The organism is Paraburkholderia sp. BR10937 (genome assembly GCF_040965695.1).
Taxonomy (GTDB): Bacteria; Pseudomonadota; Gammaproteobacteria; order Burkholderiales; family Burkholderiaceae; genus Paraburkholderia.
This window is the reverse complement of record NZ_JBFRCL010000026.1, coordinates 82,436-106,028: the sequence shown is the minus strand read 5'-3', so window position 1 is coordinate 106,028 and position 23,593 is coordinate 82,436. Positions and strand designations below refer to the sequence as shown.

Annotated in this window: 22 protein-coding genes; 4 read left to right on the top strand and 18 right to left on the bottom strand. The window is 64.3% G+C overall.

What is annotated here, in order from left to right; all coding sequences use genetic code 11:
• Positions 1-37 precede the first annotated feature (37 nt).
• A complete protein-coding gene (gene lysS, locus AB4Y44_RS22105; protein WP_342925366.1) occupies positions 38-1,573 on the top strand; it encodes a lysine--tRNA ligase in 1,536 nt (511 codons plus the stop codon).
• A 305-nt stretch (positions 1,574-1,878) separates the two neighbouring features.
• Entirely contained in the window at positions 1,879-2,622 is a 744-nt protein-coding gene (locus tag AB4Y44_RS22100; RefSeq protein WP_368700898.1) for a glycine zipper 2TM domain-containing protein, read from the top strand.
• Between the two features lie 90 nt (positions 2,623-2,712).
• On the opposite strand, the gene iscX is transcribed toward AB4Y44_RS22100, so the two are convergent.
• From iscX to AB4Y44_RS22040, 12 genes are all read right to left on the bottom strand, one after another.
• Positions 2,713-2,910 carry a Fe-S cluster assembly protein IscX gene (gene iscX, locus AB4Y44_RS22095; RefSeq protein WP_028204168.1) on the bottom strand — a complete coding sequence of 66 codons (198 nt, stop codon included), beginning with the start codon at positions 2,908-2,910 and terminating at the stop codon, positions 2,713-2,715.
• Between the two features lie 30 nt (positions 2,911-2,940).
• Positions 2,941-3,282 carry an ISC system 2Fe-2S type ferredoxin gene (gene fdx / locus AB4Y44_RS22090; RefSeq protein ID WP_069265529.1) on the bottom strand — a complete coding sequence of 114 codons (342 nt, stop codon included), beginning with the start codon at positions 3,280-3,282 and terminating at the stop codon, positions 2,941-2,943.
• Between the two features lie 184 nt (positions 3,283-3,466).
• On the bottom strand, positions 3,467-5,338 hold the full coding sequence (gene hscA, locus AB4Y44_RS22085) for a Fe-S protein assembly chaperone HscA (RefSeq protein WP_368700897.1): 1,872 nt from the start codon (positions 5,336-5,338) through the stop codon (positions 3,467-3,469).
• Positions 5,339-5,401: 63 nt separating this feature from the next.
• Positions 5,402-5,950 carry a Fe-S protein assembly co-chaperone HscB gene (hscB, locus tag AB4Y44_RS22080; RefSeq protein ID WP_342923696.1) on the bottom strand — a complete coding sequence of 183 codons (549 nt, stop codon included), beginning with the start codon at positions 5,948-5,950 and terminating at the stop codon, positions 5,402-5,404.
• A gap of 105 nt (positions 5,951-6,055) precedes the next feature.
• Positions 6,056-6,379: an iron-sulfur cluster assembly protein IscA gene (iscA, locus tag AB4Y44_RS22075; protein WP_028210067.1), complete on the bottom strand. Its 324-nt coding sequence runs from the start codon at positions 6,377-6,379 to the stop codon at positions 6,056-6,058.
• A 152-nt stretch (positions 6,380-6,531) separates the two neighbouring features.
• Positions 6,532-6,936, bottom strand: a complete 405-nt coding sequence (iscU, locus tag AB4Y44_RS22070) for a Fe-S cluster assembly scaffold IscU (protein ID WP_028216879.1) — start codon at positions 6,934-6,936, stop codon at positions 6,532-6,534.
• Positions 6,937-7,035: 99 nt separating this feature from the next.
• Positions 7,036-8,259: an IscS subfamily cysteine desulfurase gene (locus AB4Y44_RS22065; RefSeq protein WP_069265526.1), complete on the bottom strand. Its 1,224-nt coding sequence runs from the start codon at positions 8,257-8,259 to the stop codon at positions 7,036-7,038.
• An 80-nt stretch (positions 8,260-8,339) separates the two neighbouring features.
• A complete protein-coding gene (iscR, locus tag AB4Y44_RS22060; RefSeq protein WP_042264865.1) occupies positions 8,340-8,873 on the bottom strand; it encodes a Fe-S cluster assembly transcriptional regulator IscR in 534 nt (177 codons plus the stop codon).
• A 154-nt stretch (positions 8,874-9,027) separates the two neighbouring features.
• A complete protein-coding gene (locus AB4Y44_RS22055; protein ID WP_368700896.1) occupies positions 9,028-9,510 on the bottom strand; it encodes a low molecular weight protein-tyrosine-phosphatase in 483 nt (160 codons plus the stop codon).
• A gap of 102 nt (positions 9,511-9,612) precedes the next feature.
• Entirely contained in the window at positions 9,613-9,843 is a 231-nt protein-coding gene (locus tag AB4Y44_RS22050) for a hypothetical protein (RefSeq protein WP_342923693.1), read from the bottom strand.
• A 159-nt stretch (positions 9,844-10,002) separates the two neighbouring features.
• Positions 10,003-11,439, bottom strand: coding sequence for a lactate utilization protein B (locus AB4Y44_RS22045; RefSeq protein ID WP_368700895.1), 1,437 nt, complete (start codon positions 11,437-11,439; stop codon positions 10,003-10,005).
• A gap of 102 nt (positions 11,440-11,541) precedes the next feature.
• A complete protein-coding gene (locus tag AB4Y44_RS22040) occupies positions 11,542-12,264 on the bottom strand; it encodes a (Fe-S)-binding protein (protein ID WP_368700894.1) in 723 nt (240 codons plus the stop codon).
• Positions 12,265-12,454: 190 nt separating this feature from the next.
• Between AB4Y44_RS22040 and AB4Y44_RS22035 the strand changes: the two genes are divergently transcribed.
• Positions 12,455-13,255, top strand: coding sequence for an IclR family transcriptional regulator (locus AB4Y44_RS22035; RefSeq protein ID WP_028204180.1), 801 nt, complete (start codon positions 12,455-12,457; stop codon positions 13,253-13,255).
• 68 nt (positions 13,256-13,323) lie between these two features.
• Here AB4Y44_RS22035 and AB4Y44_RS22030 read toward each other — a convergent pair whose 3' ends face one another.
• From AB4Y44_RS22030 to pbpG, 3 genes are all read right to left on the bottom strand, one after another.
• Entirely contained in the window at positions 13,324-13,848 is a 525-nt protein-coding gene (locus AB4Y44_RS22030; protein ID WP_342923690.1) for a DNA-binding protein, read from the bottom strand.
• Between the two features lie 3 nt (positions 13,849-13,851).
• A complete protein-coding gene (locus AB4Y44_RS22025) occupies positions 13,852-14,139 on the bottom strand; it encodes a hypothetical protein (RefSeq protein WP_368700910.1) in 288 nt (95 codons plus the stop codon).
• A 241-nt stretch (positions 14,140-14,380) separates the two neighbouring features.
• A complete protein-coding gene (pbpG, locus tag AB4Y44_RS22020) occupies positions 14,381-15,565 on the bottom strand; it encodes a D-alanyl-D-alanine endopeptidase (protein WP_342923689.1) in 1,185 nt (394 codons plus the stop codon).
• Positions 15,566-16,280: 715 nt separating this feature from the next.
• On the opposite strand from pbpG, the gene AB4Y44_RS22015 reads away from it, so the two are divergent.
• On the top strand, positions 16,281-16,859 hold the full coding sequence (locus AB4Y44_RS22015; protein WP_342923688.1) for a phasin family protein: 579 nt from the start codon (positions 16,281-16,283) through the stop codon (positions 16,857-16,859).
• A 231-nt stretch (positions 16,860-17,090) separates the two neighbouring features.
• Here the strand turns inward: AB4Y44_RS22015 and lpdA are convergent, their stop codons facing one another.
• From lpdA to aceE, 3 genes are all read right to left on the bottom strand, one after another.
• A complete protein-coding gene (gene lpdA / locus AB4Y44_RS22010) occupies positions 17,091-18,857 on the bottom strand; it encodes a dihydrolipoyl dehydrogenase (RefSeq protein WP_368700893.1) in 1,767 nt (588 codons plus the stop codon).
• A gap of 95 nt (positions 18,858-18,952) precedes the next feature.
• On the bottom strand, positions 18,953-20,623 hold the full coding sequence (gene aceF, locus AB4Y44_RS22005; RefSeq protein WP_368700892.1) for a dihydrolipoyllysine-residue acetyltransferase: 1,671 nt from the start codon (positions 20,621-20,623) through the stop codon (positions 18,953-18,955).
• 78 nt (positions 20,624-20,701) lie between these two features.
• Positions 20,702-23,398, bottom strand: a complete 2,697-nt coding sequence (gene aceE, locus AB4Y44_RS22000; protein ID WP_342923685.1) for a pyruvate dehydrogenase (acetyl-transferring), homodimeric type — start codon at positions 23,396-23,398, stop codon at positions 20,702-20,704.
• Positions 23,399-23,593 lie beyond the last annotated feature (195 nt).

Genomic DNA, 23,593 nt, shown 5'->3' with positions numbered 1-23,593 from the left:
GCCGAAACACCTGCGAATCAAAGAACTCCGAGCCATCATGACCGAACCGACCCAGCAGAACGCGCCCAGCGCCGCGCCCGAACTCGACGACAACCAGATCATCGCCGAGCGCCGCGAGAAACTGCGCGCGCTGCGCGAGGCAGGCGTCGCCTATCCGAACGACTTCCGCCCGACCCACCACGCCGCCGACCTCGCGCGCGACTACGCCGACACCGACAAGGACGCGCTCGAAGCGAATCCGCTCGAAGTGGCCATCGCCGGCCGCATGATGCTCAAGCGCGTGATGGGCAAGGCAAGCTTCGCCACGGTGCGCGACGGCTCGGGCCAGATCCAGTTCTTCATCACGCCCGCCGACGTGGGCGAGGCGACCTACGACGCGTTCAAGAAGTGGGACCTCGGTGACATCGTCGCGGCCAGGGGTGTGCTGTTCCGCACCAACAAGGGCGAGCTTTCGGTGCGCTGCACGGAACTGCGTCTGCTCTCGAAGGCGCTGCGTCCGCTGCCGGACAAGTTCCACGGCCTCGCCGACCAGGAAATGCGCTATCGCCAGCGCTATGTCGACCTGATCGTCACGCCGGAAGCGCGCAACACGTTCCAGGCGCGCACGAAGGCGATCTCGTCGGTGCGCCGCTTCATGGCCGACTCGGGCTTCATGGAAGTCGAAACGCCGATGCTGCACCCGATCCCGGGCGGCGCGGCCGCGAAGCCGTTCGTCACGCACCACAACGCGCTCGACATGCAGATGTTCATGCGCATCGCGCCCGAGCTTTATCTCAAGCGCCTGATCGTGGGCGGCTTCGAACGCGTGTTCGAGATCAACCGGAATTTCCGTAACGAAGGCGTTTCGCCGCGTCACAATCCGGAATTCACGATGATGGAGTTCTACGCCGCGTACACCGACTACGCGTGGCTCATGGACTTCACCGAGCAACTGATCCGCCAGGCCGCCATCGACGCGAGCGGCACCGCCGTGCTCACCTATCAGGGCCGTGAACTCGACCTCTCGAAGCCGTTCCATCGCTTGACGATCGTGCAGGCGATCCAGAAGTACGCGCCGCAATACACGAACGAGCAGCTTGCCGACGCGGCCTTCCTGCGCACGGAACTCAAGAAGTTCGGCGTCGACGCGAACCAGCCGGCGTTCCTGAACGCGGGCGTGGGCTCGCTCCAGCTGGCGCTCTTCGAAGAGACGGCCGAGTCGCAGTTGTGGGAGCCGACCTACATCATCGACTACCCCGTCGAAGTCTCGCCGCTCGCGCGCGCCTCGGACACGCTGCCGGGCATCACCGAGCGCTTCGAGCTGTTCATCACGGGCCGCGAGATCGCCAACGGCTTCTCGGAACTGAACGATCCGGAAGACCAGGCTGCGCGCTTCAAGAAGCAGGTCGAGCAAAAGGACGCCGGCGACGAAGAAGCGATGTTCTACGACGCCGACTACATCCGCGCGCTCGAGTACGGCATGCCTCCGACGGGCGGCTGCGGCATCGGCATCGACCGTCTGATCATGCTGCTCACGGACAGCGCTAGCATCCGCGACGTGATCCTCTTCCCGCACCTGCGCCGCGAAGACTAAGCGCAACACGGCCTGACATCACGGGGCGCATGCGGTCCACTCCGTATGCGCCCCGTTTCTTTGTGCCGTCTCGGCGCATACGTTTGTAACCATCGGTAAAATCTGCCGGCGAGCGCAGCGGCCGGGACGGGTACGTCGATTGCGCCCCCGTGAAAAACCGCGCTGTGCAACGCTGCGCGACGACCACGCCCTCAGTGTCTGCCCGCACCCGCCGCGCGGGGTTACAAATTGAAACGCCCACGGACCTGGATTGGCTCAAACTGGGTCTCACAAGAGAGCCAACTCTGCCAAAGACGGAGCCTGTCATGAACACAACCGATCCGACCACACCGAAACGCCGCCTCCATCCGCTGATCGCAACGGCGGCGGCAGCCGTCATCGTCGCGAGCCTTGCGGCCACGGCGGCCATCACCGGCGTTTTCCCGAAAGCGTCCAGCACCGCCGAACAGAGCGCCCAGGTTCAGACGGGCCAGACGGCCATGACGGCTTCCCAGCCGCAGGTGGTCGACTCGACGAAGCCGGTGCAGGCCTCGCAATATGCGCAGAACGGCCAGAATGCGCCCGCCGAGCCGCAAGAGGCGCCGGCGCCGGCACAAGCTCAACAGCAGCCGGCCGTGCCCGTCGCCCCGGCGCAGCAGTATGGTCAACAGCCTGCCCAACAGCCGCAGCCTGCGCAGCAGCAATATGCGCAGGAAGCGCCGCCCGCCCGGCCCGCATGTTCGACGTGCGGCACGGTCGTCGCGATTTCCGAGGTCAAGCATGAAGGCCATGGCACCGGTATCGGTGCAGTAGGCGGCGCGGTGGCCGGTGGCGTGGTCGGCAACCAGTTCGGCTCGGGCAACGGCCGCACGGCCATGACGCTGCTCGGCGCACTGGGTGGCGGCTTCGCCGGCAACTCGGTCGAAAAACACCTGCGCAGCACGACCAGTTATTCGGTGCGCGTGCGCATGGAGAACGGCAAGACGCGTTATTTCACGTATCACGAAGCGCCGCCGTTCCAGCAAGGCGAGCGCGTGCGCGTGGAGAACGGCACGCTGGTCGCGGGTTGAATGCGCTGAAGTTGGCGGCGTAATAAAAAAGGCGATTTGCCGTACTGGCAAATCGCCTTTTTCTCGTCTGCTTGCCGGGCGTGCCGGGAATCAGTAGTCCGCGTCTTCGATCCACGCGGCCTGGATCGCTTCGAGAATCTTCTCGTTCGAGCGCTCGGGGTCGTCGTCGAAACCGTCGAGCTGGGTGATCCAGCGGTGCAGATCGGTGAAGCGCACGTACTGCGGATCCACTTCGGGATGGGTGTCCGTTAAGGCCATCGCGATGTCCTGCGTATCGGTCCATTTCATGGCTGCGCGCTCCTCCTGGTGTTCAGTGGCTCAGTGGTTTTCTTTCGCGTGGTTGATCGAGTAACGCGGAATCTCGACCACCAGGTCGTCGTTCTCGGGCACGATGGCCTGACACGACAGCCGCGACGTCGGCTCGAGGCCCCACGCCTTGTCGAGGAGATCGTCTTCGTCTTCCTCGGACGGCACGAGCGCATCGAAACCTTCGCGCACGATCACGTGACAGGTCGTGCAGGCGCACGACTTCTCGCATGCGTGCTCGATTTCGATGCCGTGTTCGAGCAGCGCGTCGCACACGCTCTCACCCGGTTTGGCGTCGATGACCGCGCCCTCAGGGCACAGTTCGACATGGGGCAGCACCACGATTTGAGGCATTGTGATTTCCGTATCCAATAACTTTCATATCGGGCGCATGCCCCGCCTCCGACGGCGGCATGTGCCCATTCTACTGTCGGTGCGCGCTCAGCCACATCGGGAAAGCACGCACGCGTGCGCCGTTTGCTAACGACGCGCTCGCCTTTAAGCTGTTGAGGCTTTGGACGCGCGTCTAGCCGCGCCTTTAGCCGATCTCGTCGAGCTTCTTGCCGGCCAGCGCGCGCTTGATGCCCTTGTCCATGCGGCGCGCCGCAAACTCGTCGGTGCCTTCGGACAGTGCCTTGGTGGCGGCTTCGATCGCGCCGGCGTCCTCGCCCTGCGCGACTTGCGCGAGCGCGGCGATCAGCGCGTCGACCTGCGCGCGCTCGGCTTCGTCGAGCAGTTCGCCATCGGCGCCCAAAGCGGCGTTCGTCGCTTCGATGATGCGATGCGCCTCGACCTGCGCCTCGCGCAGCGCGCGGGCGCGCATGTCGACTTCGGCGGTCTTGAAGCTGTCTTCGAGCATGCGGGCCACGTCGTCGTCGGCGAGACCGTAGGACGGCTTCACCACCACCGAGGCTTCCACGCCCGAGAGCTGCTCGCGCGCGAACACCGACAAGAGGCCGTCCGCATCCACCTGGTAAGTCACGCGAATGCGCGCCGCGCCCGCCGCCATCGGCGGAATGCCACGCAGCTCGAAACGCGCGAGCGAGCGGCAGTCGGCGACGAGCTCGCGCTCGCCCTGCACCACGTGGATCGCCATGGCCGTCTGGCCGTCCTTGAAGGTAGTGAAGTCCTGCGCACGCGCGACCGGAATGGTCGAATTGCGCGGGATGATCTTCTCGACGAGGCCCCCCATCGTCTCCACGCCGAGCGACAGCGGAATGACGTCGAGCAGCAGCCAGTCGTCCTCGCCGCCACGGTTGCCCGCGAGCAGGTCGGCCTGGATCGCCGCGCCGAGCGCGACGACCTGATCGGGGTCCAGATTCGTGAGCGGCGCCTGGCCGAAGTGCTGCTCCACGGCGCGGCGGATCACCGGCATGCGCGTCGCGCCGCCAACCAGCACCACGCCCTTGACGTCCTTCGCGGCCACCTTCGCGTCGCGCAGCGCCTTCTTCGTCGGCGTGAGCGTGCGCTGCACGAGCGCTTGCGTGAGCGCTTCGAAGCGCGGCTCGTCGATCGTCAGCGCGATCTGCTTGCCGCTCGACAGCGTTGCCTCGATGCGCGCCTCGGGCACGGACGAAAGCGCTTCCTTCGCATCGCGCACGCGGTCGAGCAACAGACGCACGTCTTCGGGCGCGAGCGTCGCGCGCTCGATGCCGGACTGCTCCAGCGCCCAGGCAAAGAGCGCGTGGTCGAAATCGTCGCCGCCGAGCGCGGAATCGCCGCCGGCCGCCAGCACTTCGAACACGCCCTTCGTGAGCTTGAGAATCGACAGGTCGAAGGTGCCGCCGCCGAGGTCGTAGACCGCGTAGAGGCCTTCGGAGCCGTTGTCGAGCCCGTAAGCGATCGCCGCCGCGGTCGGCTCGTTGAGCAGACGCAGCACGTTCAGGCCCGCGAGACGCGCGGCGTCCTTGGTCGCCTGGCGCTGGGCTTCGTCGAAGTACGCCGGCACCGTGATGACGGCGCCGACCAGTTCGTCGCCGAGCGTGTCTTCGGCGCGCTGGCGCAGCGTCGCGAGAATTTCCGCCGAGACTTCGACGGGGCTCTTCACGCCGTCGATGGTCTGGATTTGCACCATGCCCGGTGCGTCGACGAAGTCGTACGGCGCGTTGGCCGCGCCTTCGACATCGGACTTGCCGCGGCCCATGAAGCGCTTGACCGACACGATCGTGTTACGCGGATCGGTGGCGGCTTCCGCCTTCGCCGTGCGGCCGATGCGCCGGCCGCCGTTCGCGAGATAGCGCACGACCGAGGGCAGCAGCACGTGCCCGTCTTCGTCGGGCAGCACGTCGGGCACGCCGCTGCGCACCGCGGCGACCAGCGAGTTCGTCGTGCCGAGGTCGATGCCGACGGCGAGTCGCCGCTGATGCGGCGCCGGCGCCATGCCGGGTTCGGAAATTTGCAGTAAGGCCATCTGTGTGATCTGCTTTTTAACCTGATGGGCGCGAGCGCCCGATATCCGTTTGCGCGCCCGGTCTCAGCCTTCGAGCCGCTCGATCTGCGAGTCGATTTCGCCCGCCACGCGCTCGATGAACATGAGCTGGCGCACCGCCTCGGCCGCGGGCTGGTTCGAGCCGCTGTCGAGCAGCGCCGCGAGTTTCGTGAAGCGCACGCGTTCGTCGTCGCGCAGCTCGCCCGCGAGTGCGTCGAGCGCATCGACGTTCTTTGCCGAGACCGCGTCTTCGATCGCCTCGCGCCACTCCATCTGCTGCATGAGGAATGCGGGCTCCATCGCGGTGTTGTTTTCCGCGCCCACGTCGATGCCGCGCAGATGCAGCAGGTACTTCGCGCGCTTGAGCGGATCGCGCAGCGTCTGATACGCCTCGTTCGTGCGCGTGGCCCATTGCATGGCGATGCGCTTTTGCGCCTCGCCGGCCGCCGCGAAGCGGTCGGGATGCACCTGCGCCTGCACCGTGCGGTAGGCATGGTCGAGCGCGTTCGCGTCGATCGCGAACTGCTCGGGCAGGCCGAACAGCACGAAGTGGCTGTCGGAGAGCGACCGGGAAGGCGTGGAAGGCGTGCTCATCGGCTGGAACGTTCTTGTGGGGCTATGAGGGGTGAGAGGGGCTAACCCGCGGCCGTCAAAATCAAAAAGGCGGCACAGGCCGCCTTTTCACCGCTCGACGCGGGCTCAAACGCGGAAGGACTCGCCGCAGCCGCACTCGTCCTTCACGTTCGGGTTGTTGAACCGGAAGCCTTCGTTCAGCCCTTCACGCACGAAGTCGAGCTGCGTGCCGTCGATATAGGCGAGACTCTTCGGGTCGACGATGACCTTCACGCCGTGGCTCTCGAAGACGTTGTCTTCGGGCGCGAGTTCGTCGACGTACTCGAGCTTGTACGCGAGGCCCGAGCAGCCCGTCGTGCGCACGCCAAGACGCAGGCCCACGCCCTTGCCGCGACGGGTCAGGTACTTTTGCACGTGCTGTGCCGCTTTTTCAGTCAACGTAATTGCCATAGCATCTTCGCCGCGCCTCGCGCCGCCAGTTGGGCTTTCGCCTTTTCCTCGCGTCGCGACGCAACCCTGCTGCATCCAAAATCGTTAGTCCCAGAGCGCCGAGCTTGTGGGCCCGACGCCGTCCTGCATCTGCTACGCCGCAGCGCCGCGCTTTACGCCGCGTCGGCCTTCGCTTCGGTCGTGTGACGCTGGCGATAGTCCGCAACCGCTGCCTTGATCGCGTCTTCCGCGAGAATCGAGCAGTGGATCTTCACCGGCGGCAGCGCCAGTTCTTCGGCGATCTGCGTGTTCTTGATGTCGAGCGCCTGGTCGAGCGTCTTGCCCTTCACCCACTCGGTCACGAGCGAGCTCGAAGCGATCGCCGAACCGCAGCCGTAGGTCTTGAACTTCGCGTCTTCGATCACGCCGTCCGCGCCCACGCGGATCTGCAGCTTCATCACGTCGCCGCACGCCGGCGCGCCGACCATGCCGGTGCCCACTGCGTCGTCGTCCTTGGCGAACGAACCGACGTTGCGCGGGTTTTCGTAGTGGTCCAGAACCTTGTCGCTATATGCCATGATCACACTCCTTCAATTCGTGTTTGCCGCGCTGCACGCAGTTGACTGCTCATTGCGCTGCGGCCGGGTCTTTGTTCGCTGCTAACTGCGCCGCCTTGCTTAGTGCGCCGCCCACTGGATGGTCGACAGATCGATGCCGTCCTGATGCATTTCCCACAGCGGCGAAAGCTCGCGCAGCTTGGCGATCTTCGTCTTCAGCAGGTTGATCACGTAGTCCACGTCCTGTTCCGTCGTGAAGCGGCCCACGGTGAAGCGGATCGAGCTGTGCGCCAGCTCGTCGTTGCGGCCGAGCGCGCGCAGCACGTACGACGGCTCGAGCGATGCGGACGTGCACGCCGAACCCGACGACACCGCCACGTCCTTCACCGCCATGATCAGCGACTCGCCTTCGACGAAGTTGAAGCTGATGTTCAGGTTGTGCGGGACACGCTGTTCCATGTCGCCGTTCACGTAGGTTTCTTCGATCTCCTTCAGGCCGCGCAGGAGCTTGTCGCGCAGCATGCGCACGCGCTCGTTTTCCGTGGCCATCTCTTCACGCGCGATGCGGAACGCTTCGCCCATGCCGACGATCTGGTGCGTGGCCAGCGTGCCCGAGCGCATGCCGCGCTCGTGGCCGCCGCCGTGCATCTGCGCTTCGATACGCACGCGCGGCTTGCGGCGCACGTACAGCGCGCCGATGCCCTTCGGGCCGTAGGTCTTGTGCGCCGAGAACGACATCAGGTCGACCTTGAGCTTTTGCAGGTCGATGGGCGCCTTGCCGGTGGATTGCGCCGCGTCGACGTGGAAAATGATGCCCTTCTCACGGCAGATTTCGCCGATCGTCGCGATGTCCTGGATCACGCCGATCTCGTTGTTCACGTGCATGACGGAAACGAGGATCGTGTCGGGGCGCAGCGCGGCCTTGAACGCTTCGAGATCGATCAGGCCGTCGTCCTTGACGTCCAGATACGTGACTTCGTAGCCTTCGCGCTCGAGCTCGCGGCAGGTGTCGAGCACGGCCTTGTGCTCGGTCTTCACCGTGATGATGTGCTTACCCTTGCTCTTGTAGAAGTGCGCGGCACCCTTGATCGCGAGGTTGTCCGATTCGGTGGCACCGGAGGTCCAGATGATTTCGCGCGGGTCGGCGTTGACGAGCGCGGCGACCTGCTCGCGCGCTTCCTCGACGGCGCGCTCCGCATCCCAGCCATAGGCGTGGCTGCGCGACGCCGGATTGCCGAACTGCTCGCGCAGATACGGAATCATCTTGTCCACCACGCGCGGGTCGACGGGGGTCGTCGCGCTGTAGTCCATGTAAATGGGCAGGTGGGGAATGTCGTTATTCATCTATCGCTCCGGGGAATCTTGTGTGCTGCGCTGTACTGTCTGTTTTGCCAACTGCGGCGTTCTGGCGGCGCTCGCAGGACTTACGAGCCCGCCATGTTGAAGATCGAGTTCGGACCCAGCGGCATCGCCCTGACCGGCTCCACCGCCGGCGCCTCGGCGCGGCGGTCGCGCAGGACGGCGGGCGCGGCGCCTTCGCGGGCGCGCTGCTTGTCCACCAGATCCTTGAGCGACACCGAATCGAGGTACTCGACCATTTTCTGGTTCAGCGTCGACCAGAGTTCGTGCGTCATGCAGTGGCCGTCGTGCTGCTTGGTGCCCTCGCAGGCACCCTTGCCGCCGCACTGGGTGGCGTCGAGCGGCTCGTCCACGGCGATGATGATGTCCGCGACCGTGACGTCCTCCGCGCGGCGCGCGAGGTTGTACCCGCCGCCCGGCCCACGGACCGATTCGACGATTTCATGACGGCGCAGCTTGCCGAACAGCTGTTCGAGGTACGACAGCGAGATGTGCTGCCGCTGGCTGATACCCGCAAGCGTCACCGGGCCCTGCTCCTGGCGCAGCGCCAGGTCAATCATCGCCGTGACGGCGAAACGGCCTTTGGTGGTGAGTCTCATGATGTATGGGAACCGCAATTCTCGACAATTTTCGTCAAGTATAAATACATGACTAGTTTAGTCAAGTATCAACGTCGCGATCTGGGTTATTAGGTGCGCGGCGAATCGCAAAAATGGCGCGATTTCTGCATCCGGCAGATTCGCGCCGCTCATCTCAATCCGCCAGTCGCGGGCGCAATGCGGCGAGCAGCCCCGCGCAGGCGGCCTCGCACTGATCGAGCACCGTTTCGAAGCCCGCATCGCCGCCGAAATAGGGATCGACTACGACGCGCGTTTCGGCCTGCGGCGCAAATTCCATCAGCAGGCGGATCTTGTCGCGCTCGCTCGCCGGGCAGACGCCCTGAAGCGCGCTGACGTTGGCGTCGTCCATCGCCACGATCAGGTCGAAACGGCGAAAATCGTCGGCGGCGATCTGCCGGGCCCGCAACGCCGCGAGCGCGTAGCCGCGCAGGCCGCCCGCGCGCTGGGCGCGCTCGTCGGGCGCCTCGCCGATGTGCCAGTCACCCGTGCCCGCCGAATCGACCTCGACGCGCCCCGCCAGCCCCGCCTCGTCGACGAGACGCAGCATCACGGCCTCGGCCGTGGGCGAGCGGCAGATATTGCCAAGACAAACGAAGCAGACGGAAACCTTTTTCATTCGTGGGGGCTGGGCAGCGGAAGGCGTTCAGCGCGCGGCGGCGAATCTCAAATTATACAAAGCGCACGACGTACGCGCTGCACGTTGGCGCCAGCGCGATCATCAGATCGCGTTCGAGCGCGGCAGCGTCGCGATGCCGTTCATCGCCTTCACCGGCGTCTTGCCTTCGCTGCCCACGAGGCCAAACGACACGGCGCGAGCGAGTTCGGCCGTAACCTGATCGGCGGCGAGCGGCATTTGCTGCTCGGCGGTCTTCCATGCATGAATCCATGCGATTACCGCGAGCGGCACGATCAGCGCCAGCGGCCAGTACACCGTTATTTTCTTTCTCATGATGCGACTCTCTATCGACTGTGAAGCGACAGGTGCGGACGCACTATCGCCAGTCGAGATGATATAGAGAGTCGCAATCAGGAAAAACCCGGTCCGGATGAACACACTGTTGCGTCAGCTTAAATAGTCGGCAAACCAGACTTGACCGATGCGCGCGCGTCAGGCCTGCTCGGAGCGCTTTGTCGTGTCCAGATGCGTGTGCCGCGCCGCGTACAACTCGCGAAACGTACGCCCGACCGGCGCGGGCATGTCGCGCCCGTTGGTCCAGCCGCGCGCAAATGGCAGCTTGCGAATGAGTCTGGCCTGCCCGCCCATGCGCTCGAGTATGCGCACGCCGAGCTTGGTGAGCAGCGCGTAGGCCGTTGGGTGAAGCGCGAGCCAACCCCAGGCTGCGAGCGCCGCGCGCTCGCGCCACGGACGGAGGTGCCGCTCCGTTTGCTTCTCGCGCAGTTTGCGCAGCAGGTCCGAAAGCGGGATGCCCACCGGGCAGACGCTATTGCACTCGCCGCACAGCGTTGCGGCCTGCGGCAGATCGAGCGTCTTTTCGATGCCGACGTAGCTTGGCGTGAGCACCGAGCCCATCGGCCCCGGATAGACCCAGCCGTACGCGTGGCCGCCCACCTTCTGATAGACCGGGCAGTGGTTCATGCACGCCCCGCAACGGATGCAGCGCAGCATCTCCTGGAATTCGCCGCCGATCAGGCCGGTGCGGCCGCCGTCCACGAGCACGACGTACATGTGCTCGGGGCCGTCCCGGTCCTCGGGTCCGCGCGGGCCCGTGAGAACCGAAAAGTAGTTCGACGTGGCCTGCCCCGTCGCCGAACGCGGCAACAGACGCATCGCTGTGGCGAGGTCTTCGAGCGTAGGCAGCACCTTCTCGATGCCCGTCACCGCCACATGCACGCGCGGCATCACGGTGCACATGCCCTCGTTACCCTCGTTGGTCACCAGCACGACCGAGCCCGTCTCCGCGACGAGGAAGTTGCCACCCGTCACGCCCATGTCCGCCGACAGAAAATGCGGGCGCAGGACTTCACGCGCCTCGCGGGTCATGTCAGGGATTTCGGTCAGGCGCGGCTTGTCGTGCGTCTTCGCGAAGAGATCGGCGATCTCGTCCTTGTCCTTGTGGACGACGGGCGCAATGATGTGGCTCGGCGGCTCGTTGTCGTTGATCTGCAGGATGTACTCGCCCAGATCGGTCTCGATGGACTGCACGCCCATTTCCGCGAGCACCGTATTGAGCCGCATCTCCTCCGAAACCATCGACTTGGTCTTGATGACCTTGTGCACGTCGTGGCGCCGCGCGATGTCCGCAACCAGCTTCGCCGCGTCTTGCGCCGTTTCCGCGTAGAGCACGGTCACGCCGCGCCGCGTCGCCTCGGTCTCGAACTGCTCGAGCCAGACGTCGAGATTGTCGAGCGCACGGTTGCGGCGCGCCTTGAGTGCCGCGCGTGTGGCCGGGAAATCGATCGCCGTGATCGCCTCGGCGCGCGCCGAGACGAACTTGGTCGAAAGTTTCTTGAGGTTGTGCTGCAAACGCTGATCGGCCAGCTTCTGGCCGGCGCGCGCCTTGAACTGCATCGATTGGACTTGCATGGCGTGAGGGCGAGGTTGAGCGGTGTTCGGCGAGGTCTGGGGTCGAGGTCCGGGGCTATTCGGACGTTCCGCACGAAGCGAGCGGCGGCAGCCGGCGGCGCATCACAGGTCGCCGGCCAGCACTTGCGCGATGTGCAGCACGCGCGTGGTGGTGTCGCCGGTGCGGCGCAAACGCCCTTCGATATTCAACATGCAGCCGAGGTCGCCGAGCACCACCGCGCCCGTCTCGCTCGCCTGAACATTCGCGCATTTTTCGTCTGCAATGGCCGTCGAGATGTCTCCGTACTTGACCGCAAAGGTGCCGCCGAAGCCGCAGCAGTGCTCGCAGTCCTTCATCTCGCGCACTTCGACGCCACGCTGGGCGAGCAACGCGCGCGGCTGCGCCTTGACCCCAAGCTCTCGCAGGCCTGAACACGAGTCGTGATACGTCACCGGCCCGCTGAAGTCCCCTTGCGGCAGCGTGACCTTGGCGACGTTCACGAGGAAATCCGTAAGTTCGTAGACGCGCTCGCGCAACTTGCCGTAACGGGCCATCAATTCGGGATCGTCGCGGAACAGATCGCCATAGTGCACGCCGATCATGCCGCCGCAGGAACCCGAGGGGACGACGAGATAGGCGAACTGCTCGAATTCGCGCAGCGTCTTTTCGGCGAGATCACGCGCGATGGCGCGCTCGCCGGAGTTGTAGGCCGGCTGGCCGCAGCAGGTTTGCGCAGGCGGCACGACGACTTCATAGCCAGCCTCTTCGAGCAATTTGAGCGTCGAAAAGCCAATTTCCGGACGCATCGTGTCGATGAGGCACGTGACGAACAAACCGACTCGCATGGGGACTCCTCGTGAAAACCGTCCCCGATTATCCGCTGTTTCGCCGCCATGACCAACGCCGGTCCACATCGCCCTAGCCAGTCGCCCGCGATGCCGCAGCGCAGCGCGAGTCTTGGTCCTGGCGCTTACTTTTTTCACAATACGAGATACAATGCATTTTCCGCCTCACGTGTCAAACGAATCTGAACTCATGAGCGACACCCATCCAGATCCGAAGACCTCGATTCAGGTGATTGAGCGCATGATGCGCCTGCTGGACGCGCTGGCCGCGCACAGCGACCCTGTCAGCCTGAAGGAACTTGCGCAGCGCACCGAACTGCATCCTTCGACTGCGCACCGCATCCTGAACGATATGGTGAGCTGCCGTCTCGTCGACCGCTCGGACCCCGGCACCTACCGGCTTGGCATGCGATTGCTCGAACTCGGCAACCTCGTGAAAGCGCGGCTTTCGGTGCGCGACGCGGCGCTCACGCCGATGCGCGAACTGCACCGTCTCACGGGCCAGACCGTCAACCTCTCCGTGCGCCAGGGCGACGAAATCGTCTATATCGAACGCGCCTATTCGGAGCGCTCGGGCATGCAGGTGGTGCGCGCGATTGGCGGCCGGGCTCCGCTGCACCTCACTTCGGTCGGCAAGCTCTTTCTGGCCGCCGACGAAGCGAACCGCGTGCGCGCGTACGCCACGCGCACCGGCCTGTCGGGTCACACGCGCAACAGCATTACCGACCTCGGACGCCTCGAGCGCGAACTCGCGCACGTACGCCAGCAATTTTGCGCACGCGACAACGAGGAGCTCGAACTGGGCGTGCGCTGCATCGCCGCCGGCATCTACGACGATACCGGCAAGCTGGTGGCGGGTCTTTCTCTCTCGGCGCCCGCGGATCGCCTGCAGGATTCGTGGCTCGGCCAGTTGAGCAAGACGGCGCTGACGATTTCAGAGTCGCTCGGCTATCACCCGGAGCCCGCTGAAGGCAACGTGCAGCCTGCCTGAAGTCAGGGCGAAGCACATCGAGAAGAGCGGAGGCGTGCCCTCTGCTTTTTTTGGGCTCGCCGCGTGCCTCACGCGACCACTTCGTCGAGTTTGCGGCTCAGCTTCGTGTCGAGATGGCGCGCTTCTTTTGCCAGATTCACCTGCTTCGCCGTTCGCGCCGTTTCCAGCAGCGCCGAGTCGATGCTGTACGCGTCGCGCCCCTTCAGCCAGGCCAGGATGTCGCCAAGATGCCATAGCGACGGATTGCCCTCGTGCACGGGCTGGGGAAATTCCGCCGCGTGCCCGAGCATCAGCTTGCGCAGGTTCTGGCGGGACATGCCGGTCAGGTCCGCGGCATCGGTCAAACCGACAAAATCTGGTGCGGCTTCCACGAGGCGCGCGGTAGGCACCGCCTGCTTCACGTCCTGCAGCGCCGTGTAGATTGCCGACCATGCGTTCGCACTGTCGCGCGAGAACGTCAGCGCGATTCGGCCCGGCAACCCCACACCGATCGTCGCGTCGTCGCAGCCGGCAACGGCGAGGCGCTCCACGAGATCTTCGTGATCGCTGTCTTCGGTTGCCAGCTGGTACTTGAGAGTGAACAGATAGCGCATGACTTACTCCGGCGCTTCGGCCGCCGCACACGCAGCTACCGCGTTGATACGATGTGTCGTGCAGTTGTCGACCACGCGTTTGAGCACATAGGCGTGATTGCCTGCATTACGCGGTGTACTCCAGATGCTCGTAATGCAGAATTCCCCGCAACGACAGGCAGCGTCGTTGTATGGGCAGTACATTCGTCCCCAAGCATGCCCATGGCTTTTACCTGGTTGAACTAACCAACCCTGTTTCTCGGCGTAAGCAAGCACGGCCTCGATCTCTTTCTTACGGTGCGATCGTCTCATCGACAGACTCAGCGTACGCATGATCATTGTGGTTGTCAATTGACAACCATCAAGTAGCCAGCATCACCGCGCGCCGAAGTCAGACGGGATTGGACGCCAGGCCACCATTGAATGAGCAATGTGCCGACGAACCAAACGACGAAACAGTTTGCCGATCGTCATAGGACGAACGGCACGCACCAGAAAGCAAAACGCCCCGCGGTTGCGGGGCGTTGGTCGGGTAATTCCGGAAAGGCGGGGATCAGGTCCCAGCGCCGCCTGCGTCGGCGCTCGTAATGCGCGGCTGCTGGTCGGCGCCGCCATTGTCGAGCCACGTGCGCACGCGCGTTGCATCCGCGAAGCGCGAGTACTTGCCGCTCGAATCGAGCAGGACCATGATCACCGGACGATTGTGGATCGTTGTCTGCATGACGAGGCACTCACCCGCTTCGTTGATGAAGCCCGTCTTCTGCAGGCCGATGTCCCACGACGCATTGCGGACCAGCGCATTCGTGCTGTTGTAGGCGAGATTGCGCTTGCCCGTGAACACGTCGTAGCTGCGGTCGGTCGAGAACTGGCGAATCATCGGGTACTGGTACGCCGCGTTCACCATCTTCACGAGGTCACGCGCCGTCGAGACGTTGTGGCTCGTGAGCCCCGTCGAATTCTCGAAGTGCGTATCGGTCATGCCGAGCTGCTTCGCCTTCGCGTTCATCGCCGCGATGAACGCCGGACGCCCGCCCGGGTAATAGCGCGAGAGCGCCGCCGCCGCGCGGTTTTCCGACGCCATCAACGCGATGTGCAGCATGTCCTCGCGCGAGAGCACCGAGCCCACCGAAAGACGCGAGCCCGTGTTCTTCTCATAGTCGCGGTCTTCGTCCGTGACTTCGAGCGGCTCCGAGAGCGATGCCTTCGAGTCGAGCACGACCATCGCGGTCATGAGCTTCGAGATCGAGGCGATCGGCACGACGGCGTGCGAGTTCTTGTCGAACAGCGGCTCGAGCGTGTTCTGGTCGACCACGTACGCAACGCCCGAGCGCAGCATCAGCGAGTCGGGGGAATCGTGCAGACCGAACGCCTGCCCCACGGTCGGCTGGCGCGGTTCGAACGCGACACGGCGCACCGCCGAGTGGTGGCGACCGCTCATCGTATAAGTGACGCGGCGTTTTTTGGCCACCGGACGCGCATCGTCGTCCTTTGCGGCGACGGTACGGGTTGCGCCCGCCTTCTTGCTGGCCTTGGCCGTTTCCGGCTCGGCATTCGCAACCTTCTTGGTGGCTTTTTTCGCCTTGGCCGTTTTGGCCGGCGCAGCGTCTTGCGACGCAGCAAAGGCGCCCTCAGGCGCCACGAGCGTCGCACTGATCGCGACGGAAACAGCAACCGACAATGCGGTGCTGATAACCGACGACGGCATCAGTGAGAACGACAGGAGCTTGTCGGATTTCATTAGTGTTCTTGATGGAGCGGCGGGATCGTTCGCCAAGTGTAGTAAAACCACGAAAAATTCGCAAATTGAAGCACTTATAGGCGCTCATTAAACCGAAGTATGACCTCCGATTGAGCTGGCCAATGCACTTCCCGCATTCGATGGAGTCAGACAATTGCCAAGCCACTCCTCTCGCCGCGACGCCGTTTTCTGACAACGTTTGCGGCACACGCAAAATGCGCTTGCTGCGTTAACGGCGTTCGTCGCAGGAACTTGAACTGAGGAAAAAAACGGGTGAGATTTGTCTGACTACCAGTGCCGCCGTGCCGCGCGACGCGCGTTCGACTGCAATGGATCATTAACGTTCCATGAAGGAATTCGGTGGACGCACCCAGGTGAAATCCTATAGACGCGTTCACGTGATCCATGCCGCATCTTGCCAGAAGCCGCGTTTGCGCGCTTGCCCCACCCTGCGCGCTGGCTTCGTCAACACGCCGCGAGCCCCGCGCTGCGGGGCATTGGCAGGTTGTCGCGGTTGCGCGATGCGCCGGGCATAAGTGATTGTTTAATAATAAATTATTGACATTGTGCGACGCACCAAAAACCCTTGACTTTCTTCTGGAGCATCCTAAAATCGAATCAATGTTGCGACGCACAAAGCGAGCGACAGAGCACCAGCGCCGTGCCACTTACTTCAGGCGACCCACGAAGGCCGCCGACATCCAGGAGCGTAAACATGAGTCTGCTGACCCCTGAGCAATTCGCCGCTGCCCAGAAAGCCAACCTCGAAACCCTGTTCGGCCTCACCGGCAAGGCATTCGAAGGCGTGGAAAAGCTCGTCGAATTGAACCTTCAGGCCGTCCGCTCGAATCTGGCGGAATCGCAGGAACACGCCCAGCGCGCACTGTCGGTGAAGGACGCGCAGGAATTCCTGGCCCTGCAAACGAGCTATGCCCAGCCGCTGACCGAAAAGCTGCTGTCGTATGGCCGTCATGTGTATGAAATCGCCTCGGCCACCCAGGCTGAGTTCGCGAAGGTCGCCGAAGCCCACTACGAAGAGCAGAACCGCAAGGTTCAATCGCTCGTCGACAACGTCGCGAAGAATGCGCCGGCTGGCTCGGAAACCGCAGTCGCCGTGATCAAGTCGGCCATCAACGCCGCCAACACGACCTACGAAACGGTCCACAAGGCGACGAAGCAAGCCGTAGAAATGGCGGAAAGCAACTTCAACGCCGCCACCGCTGCTGCGAGCAAGGCTGCCGCCCAGGCGTCGCGCTCGGCTGCTGCTTCGGCCTCGGCCAAGAAGACGGTCTGAAGGTTGCAGCTTGATCCGGTGCGTGCGCTGAAGCAGCGGCGCACCGGGCGCCGGACCTGAACGCTCCGGCATGCCGCCTGGCATGTCACTTGCCCGGTCGCCGACCGGGAATCTTTTTTACGCTCCGGCGCCTCTCGCAGTACCTACCGCAGAACCCAAAAGCAAACGGCGCACCCCTCACGGAGTGCGCCGTTTCTTCATGCGCGCCGCAACGAGCGGCGCGGCACGAACTTACTTCTTCTTCTGCGGCGGCAGGTCGGTACAGACGCCTTCGTACAGCTCGGCGGCCATGCCGATCGACTCGCCCAGCGTCGGGTGCGGGTGGATCGTCTTGCCGATGTCGGTCGCATCCGCGCCCATTTCCACCGCGAGGCAGACTTCGCTGATGAGGTCGCCCGCATTCAGGCCGACGATGCCACCGCCGATCACGCGATGCGTCTCTTCGTCGAAGATCAGCTTCGTGAAGCCCTCGTCGCGGCCATTGGCGATCGCGCGGCCCGAAGCGGCCCACGGGAACACTGCCTTGCCGTACTTGATGCCTTCGGCCTTGCACTGGTCTTCGGTCTTGCCGGCCCACGCCACTTCCGGATCGGTGTAGGCCACCGAAGGAATCTGCAGCGCGTCGAAGTAAGCCTTCTCGCCATGCGCCGCTTCCGCCGCCACGTGACCTTCATGCACGGCCTTGTGCGCGAGCATCGGCTGGCCGACCACGTCGCCGATCGCGAAGATGTGCGGCACGTTGGTGCGCATCTGCTTGTCGACTTCGATGAAGCCGCGATCCGTCACCGCCACGCCCGCCTTGTCCGCGCCGATCTTCTTGCCGTTGGGCGAGCGGCCCACGGCGACCAGCACGAGGTCGTAGCGCTGCGGCTCGGCCGGGGCCTTCTCGCCCTCGAACGACACGTAGATGCCGTCGTCCTTCGCCTCGGCCTTCGTGGTTTTGGTCTTGAGCATGACGTTCGCGAAGCGCTTCGCGTTGTACTTCTCCCAGACTTTCACGAGGTCGCGGTCCGCGCCGGCCATCAGGCCGTCGAGCATTTCCACGACCTCGATCTGCGCGCCGAGCGTCGCGTAGACGGTGGCCATTTCCAGACCGATGATGCCGCCGCCGATGACGAGCATCTTCTGCGGAATCTGGCGTAGTTCCAGCGCGCCGGTCGAATCGACCACGCGCGGATCTTCCGGCATGAACGGCAGCTTCACGGCCTGCGAACCCGCAGCGATGATCGCCTGCTTGAACTTGACGATCTTCTTGCCGTTCTCGCCCACCACTTCCATGTGGTTCGGATCGAGGAACGCGCCCACGCCCGTCACGACTTCGACCTTGCGCGCCTTCGCCATGCCGGCGAGGCCGCCCGTGAGCTTCTTGACGACACCCGACTTGAAGTCGCGCAGCTTGTCGAGATCGATCTGCGGCTTGCCGAACGTGATGCCGTGCGAGCCGAGCGCTTCGGCTTCGTCGATCACGAGCGCCGTGTGCAGCAGCGCCTTCGACGGAATGCAGCCCACGTTCAGGCACACGCCGCCGAGCGTCGAATAACGCTCGACCAGCACGGTCTTCATGCCGAGGTCGGCGGAGCGGAACGCCGCCGAGTAGCCGCCGGGGCCCGCGCCGAGCACGAGCATGTCGCATTCGACATCGGCGCTGCCGCTGAAGCTGCCGGCTTGCGGTGCCGGCGCTGCGGCCTTCGGTGCTTCGGCGGCCCTGGGCGCTTCAGCCTTCGGTGCTTCAGCCTTCGGAGCCGGCGCGGCCGCACCTTCCGAAGCCTCGACCAGTGCGATCACCGTGCCTTGCGAAGCCTTGTCGCCGGCCTTGATCTTCACTTCCTTGACGGTGCCCGCGACGTCGCTGGGCACTTCCATCGTGGCCTTGTCCGACTCGAGCGAGAGCAGCGTCTGCTCCTTCTCGATGACGTCGCCCGCCTTGATATTGACTTCGATGACGTCGATGTCCTTGAAGTCGCCGATATCCGGCACTTTCACTTCGACGAGACTCATGGTGTCCCCTACCCCTAAAGGATGACCGGCCGCGCCTGCCGCAGCGCGCACGTCGTGGACGTGCGGCGCGTCGGCGCGAGCCGGTCAGATCGGTTTTACAGAATCACGCGGCGGAAATCGCCGAGGATCGAAGCGAGGTACGCGTTGAAGCGCGCGGCGGCTGCACCGTCGATCACGCGGTGATCGTACGAGAGCGACAGCGGCAACGTGAGACGCGGCACGAACTGCTTGCCGTCCCACACCGGCTTCATCGCGCTCTTCGACAGGCCGAGGATCGCAACTTCCGGTGCGTTGATGATCGGCGTGAAGTGCGTGCCGCCGATGCCGCCGAGCGACGAGATCGAGAAGCAGCCGCCTTGCATCTGGTCCGGCTTGAGCTTGCCTTCGCGCGCGAGCTTCGAGAGCTCAGCCATTTCCTTCGCGATGTCGACGAGGCCCTTCTTGTCCGCGTCGCGGATCACCGGGACGACGAGGCCGTTCGGCGTGTCGGCGGCAAAACCGATGTGGTAGTACTGCTTGAAGACGAGGTTGTCGCCGTCGAGGCTCGCGTTGAACGCCGGGAACTTCTTGAGCGCCGCGACGCAGGCCTTGATGACGAACGCGAGCATCGTGAACTTCACGCCCGCCTTCTCGTTTTCCTTGTTCAGCTGCACGCGCAGCGCTTCGAGGTCGGTGATGTCCGCTTCGTCGTTGTTCGTGACGTGCGGGATCATGACCCAGTTGCGGTGCAGGTTCGCGCCGGAAATCTTCTTGATACGCGACAGCGGCTGCGTATCGATCGGGCCGAACTTCGTGAAATCGACTTTCGGCCAGGGCAGCAGGTTCAGCCCCGCGCCGCCCGCAGCCGGGGCGGCTGCGGCGCCGGCCGGTGCCGCGAGCTGGCCCGTCATCACGCCCTTCACGAACGCAGTGACGTCGTCCTGGGTGATGCGGCCCTTGGGACCGGTACCCGTCACGCGGGCAACGTCCACGCCGAGTTCGCGTGCGAACTTGCGCACGGACGGCGAGGCATGGCTCGGGCGGCGCGCGCCGCCTTCGCCTGCCGGAATGATCGGCGCCTGCGCGAGTGCCGACGGTGCGGCGGTCGCGGCCTTGGCCGGCGCTTGCTGGGGCGCATCCGACGGCTCTTCGACGTGCTTCGCAGCCGGTGCGGCGGCGGGCGCCGCGGCGCCTTCCGCTTCGACGACGACGATCTCGGTGCCTTCCGACACGTTATCGCCGACCTTGACCAGGATTGCCTTGACGACACCCGCCACGGGGCTCGGCACGTCCATGGTCGCCTTGTCCGACTCGAGCGTGACGAGCGACTGCTCCTTCTCGACGCGGTCGCCGACCTTCACGCCGATCTCGATGACCGGCACGTCCTTGTAGTCGCCGATGTCGGGGACCTTGACCGACTGCGCGCCGCCGCTCGCGGCGGGTGCTGCAGCGGGTGCCGGCGCAGCCGCTTGCGCGGGCGCGGCGGCAGGAGCGGCCTGCTCTGCCTTCGCGGCGGGCGCGGGAGCGGCGGGCGCAGCGCCTGCACCGGCGCCGTCCAGCACCAGCACGAGCGAGCCTTCCGACACGTTGTCGCCGACCTTGACCTTCACTTCCTTGACCGTGCCCGACGCCGGGCTCGGCACGTCCATGGTCGCCTTGTCCGACTCGAGCGTGATGAGGGACTGCTCTTTTTCGACGGTATCGCCCGCCTTCACCAGCACCTCGATCACAGGAATGTCCTTGTAATCGCCGATGTCCGGCACCTTGACTTCGATCGCTTGACTCATTGTTAGTGTCTCCGGGGCCGCATACGACACGCCTCCCCGCTTCGGGGAGGCGCACATGCCATGCACAGGGGTGATGGGTTAGACGGTCATCGGGTTGGGTTTGGACGGATCGAGGTTGTACTTGGCGATCGCCTCGCCAACCACCTTGCGTTCGATCTTGCCTTCGTCTGCGAGCGCGTTGAGCGCTGCAACCGTCGTCCAGTAACGATCGACTTCGAAGAAGTGACGCAGCTTCTCACGCGTATCCGAACGGCCGAAGCCGTCGGTGCCGAGCACCACGAACTTGCGCGGCACCAGACCGCGGATCTGGTCGACCAGTGCACGCACGTAGTCGGTCGAAGCGATGACCGGACCTTGCGTGTCCTTGAGCAGCTTCTCGACGTGCGATTCGCGGCGCGGCTCGCTCGGGTGCAGCAGGTTCCAGCGCTCGACTTCGTGACCTTCGCGGGCGAGTTCGGTGAAGCTCGGCACGCTCCAGAGATCGGCTTCGACGCCCCAGTCGTTTTTCAGCAGGTCGGCGGCGGCGATCACTTCGTTGAAGATCGTGCCCGCGCCCATCAACTGAACGCGCGGCGCCTTGGCGTTCGCGTCGGCCTTCCTGAACGAGTACATGCCCTTGATGATGTCGGCCGCCACGCTCTCGCCCTGCGGGATCGCCGGGTGCTCGTAGTTCTCGTTCATCACCGTGACGTAATAGAACACGTCTTCCTGGTCCTGCACCATGCGGCGCAGACCGTCCTGCATGATGACCGCGAGTTCATAGCCGAACGTCGGGTCGTAGCTCACGCAGTTCGGCACCGAAGCCGCCCACAGCAGCGAGTGGCCGTCTTCGTGCTGCAGACCTTCGCCGTTGAGCGTCGTGCGGCCCGCGGTGCCGCCCAGCAGGAAGCCGCGCGAACGCATGTCGCCCGCAGCCCAGGCCAGGTCGCCGATACGCTGGAAGCCGAACATCGAGTAGAAGATGTAGAACGGGATCATGATCTCGCCGTGCGTCGAGTACGACGTCGCAGCTGCGATCCAGTCCGACATGCCGCCGGCTTCGTTGATGCCTTCCTGCAGGATCTGACCGGTTTCCGATTCCTTGTAGAACATCAGCTGGTCGGAATCTTCCGGCACGTACTTCTGGCCTTGCTGATTCCAGATACCGATCTGGCGGAACAGGCCTTCCATACCGAAGGTACGCGACTCGTCCGGCACGATCGGCACGACGCGCTTGCCGAGCGCCTTGTCCTTCAACAGGATGTTCAGGATCCGCACGAACGCCATCGTCGTGGAGATCTCGCGGCCTTCGCCCGTGCCCTTGAGCAGCGGCTCGAATGCGTCGAGCGCCGGCACCGGCAGCGATTCCGCCTTCTGGCGGCGAGCCGGGAGGTAACCGCCGAGGTCCATGCGCTTCTGGCGCATGTACTCGAGTTCCTTCGAGCCTTCTTCGAACGTGAGGTACGGCACGTCGACGATCTGCTCGTCCGTGATCGGCAGACGGAACTGGTCGCGGAACTTCTTGAGCTGATCCACCTGCATCTTCTTCTGCTGGTGGGTGATGTTCATGGCCTGGCCGGCTTCGCCCATGCCGTAGCCCTTGATCGTCTTCGCGAGGATGACGGTCGGCTGGCCCTTCGAGTTCGAAGCTTCGTGGAACGCCGCGTAGATCTTGTGCGGGTCGTGGCCGCCGCGGTTCAGGTTCCAGATGTCGTCGTCGGACCAGTCGGCGACCAGCGCCTTCAGTTCCGGCGTGTTGAAGAAGTGCTCGCGCACGAACGCACCCGACTCCGACTTGTACGTCTGGTACTCGCCGTCGACCACTTCCATCATGCGGCGCATCAGCGCACCCGTCTTGTCGCGTGCGAAGAGCGCGTCCCAGCGGCTGCCCCAGATGACCTTGACGACGTTCCAGCCGGCGCCGCGGAACTCGCTTTCGAGTTCCTGGATGATCTTGCCGTTACCGCGCACCGGGCCGTCGAGGCGCTGCAGGTTGCAGTTGATGACGAACACGAGGTTGTCCAGACGCTCGCGGCCAGCCATGCCGATCGCGCCGAGCGATTCCGGCTCGTCCGTTTCGCCGTCGCCGAGGAAGGCCCAGACCTTGCGGCCGTCGGTCCTGGCGATGCCGCGCGCCTGCAGGTACTTCATGAAGCGCGCCTGGTAGATCGCCATGATCGGGCCGAGACCCATCGAGACGGTCGGGAACTGCCAGAAGTCCGGCATGAGCCACGGGTGCGGGTACGACGAGATGCCCTCGCCGCCCACTTCCTGGCGGAAGTTGTCGAGCTGCTTTTCGGTCAGACGGCCGAGCAGGAACGCGCGCGAGTAGACGCCCGGCGACGAGTGGCCCTGCACGAACACGAGGTCGCCGCCATGCTCAGCCGAGGGCGCGCGCCAGAAGTGGTTGTAGCCGACGTCATAAAGCGTGGCCGCCGATGCGAACGAAGCGATGTGGCCGCCCACGTTCGTATGCTTGCCCGCGCGCAGCACCATGGCCATGGCGTTCCAGCGCGTGTACGAGCGGATGCGGTGTTCGATGTCCTGGTCGCCCGGGTTCTTGGCCTGGTTGGCGACGGGGATCGTGTTGATGTACGGCGTGTTCGCCGAGAACGGCAGATGCTCGCCGTGCACGCGGGCGAATTCGATCTGCTTTTCGATCAGGTAGTGGGCGCGATCAGGGCCGACAGTCGAAATGACGCCGTCCAGCGCTTCAAGCCATTCGGCGGTTTCCTGGGGATCCTCGTCCTTGTCGGCGGCAACGTACTTGAGGACTTCGTCGGGTACAGCGGACATGCTCGTCTCCTGGATGTAGGGGAACGCTGTTGATCGGACCATGCGGGCGGCAACGCTTAAGACGTGACCGGGCCAACCGCAGCAGCTTCGGGGCGATTGTAATGACCCCTCTGACCATTGCGCAACAAAATTTTCGAATTGCGAGATGTGATTTTATAATGTGAAAAATTGGTGCAGCGCACGCTTAATCGTTCG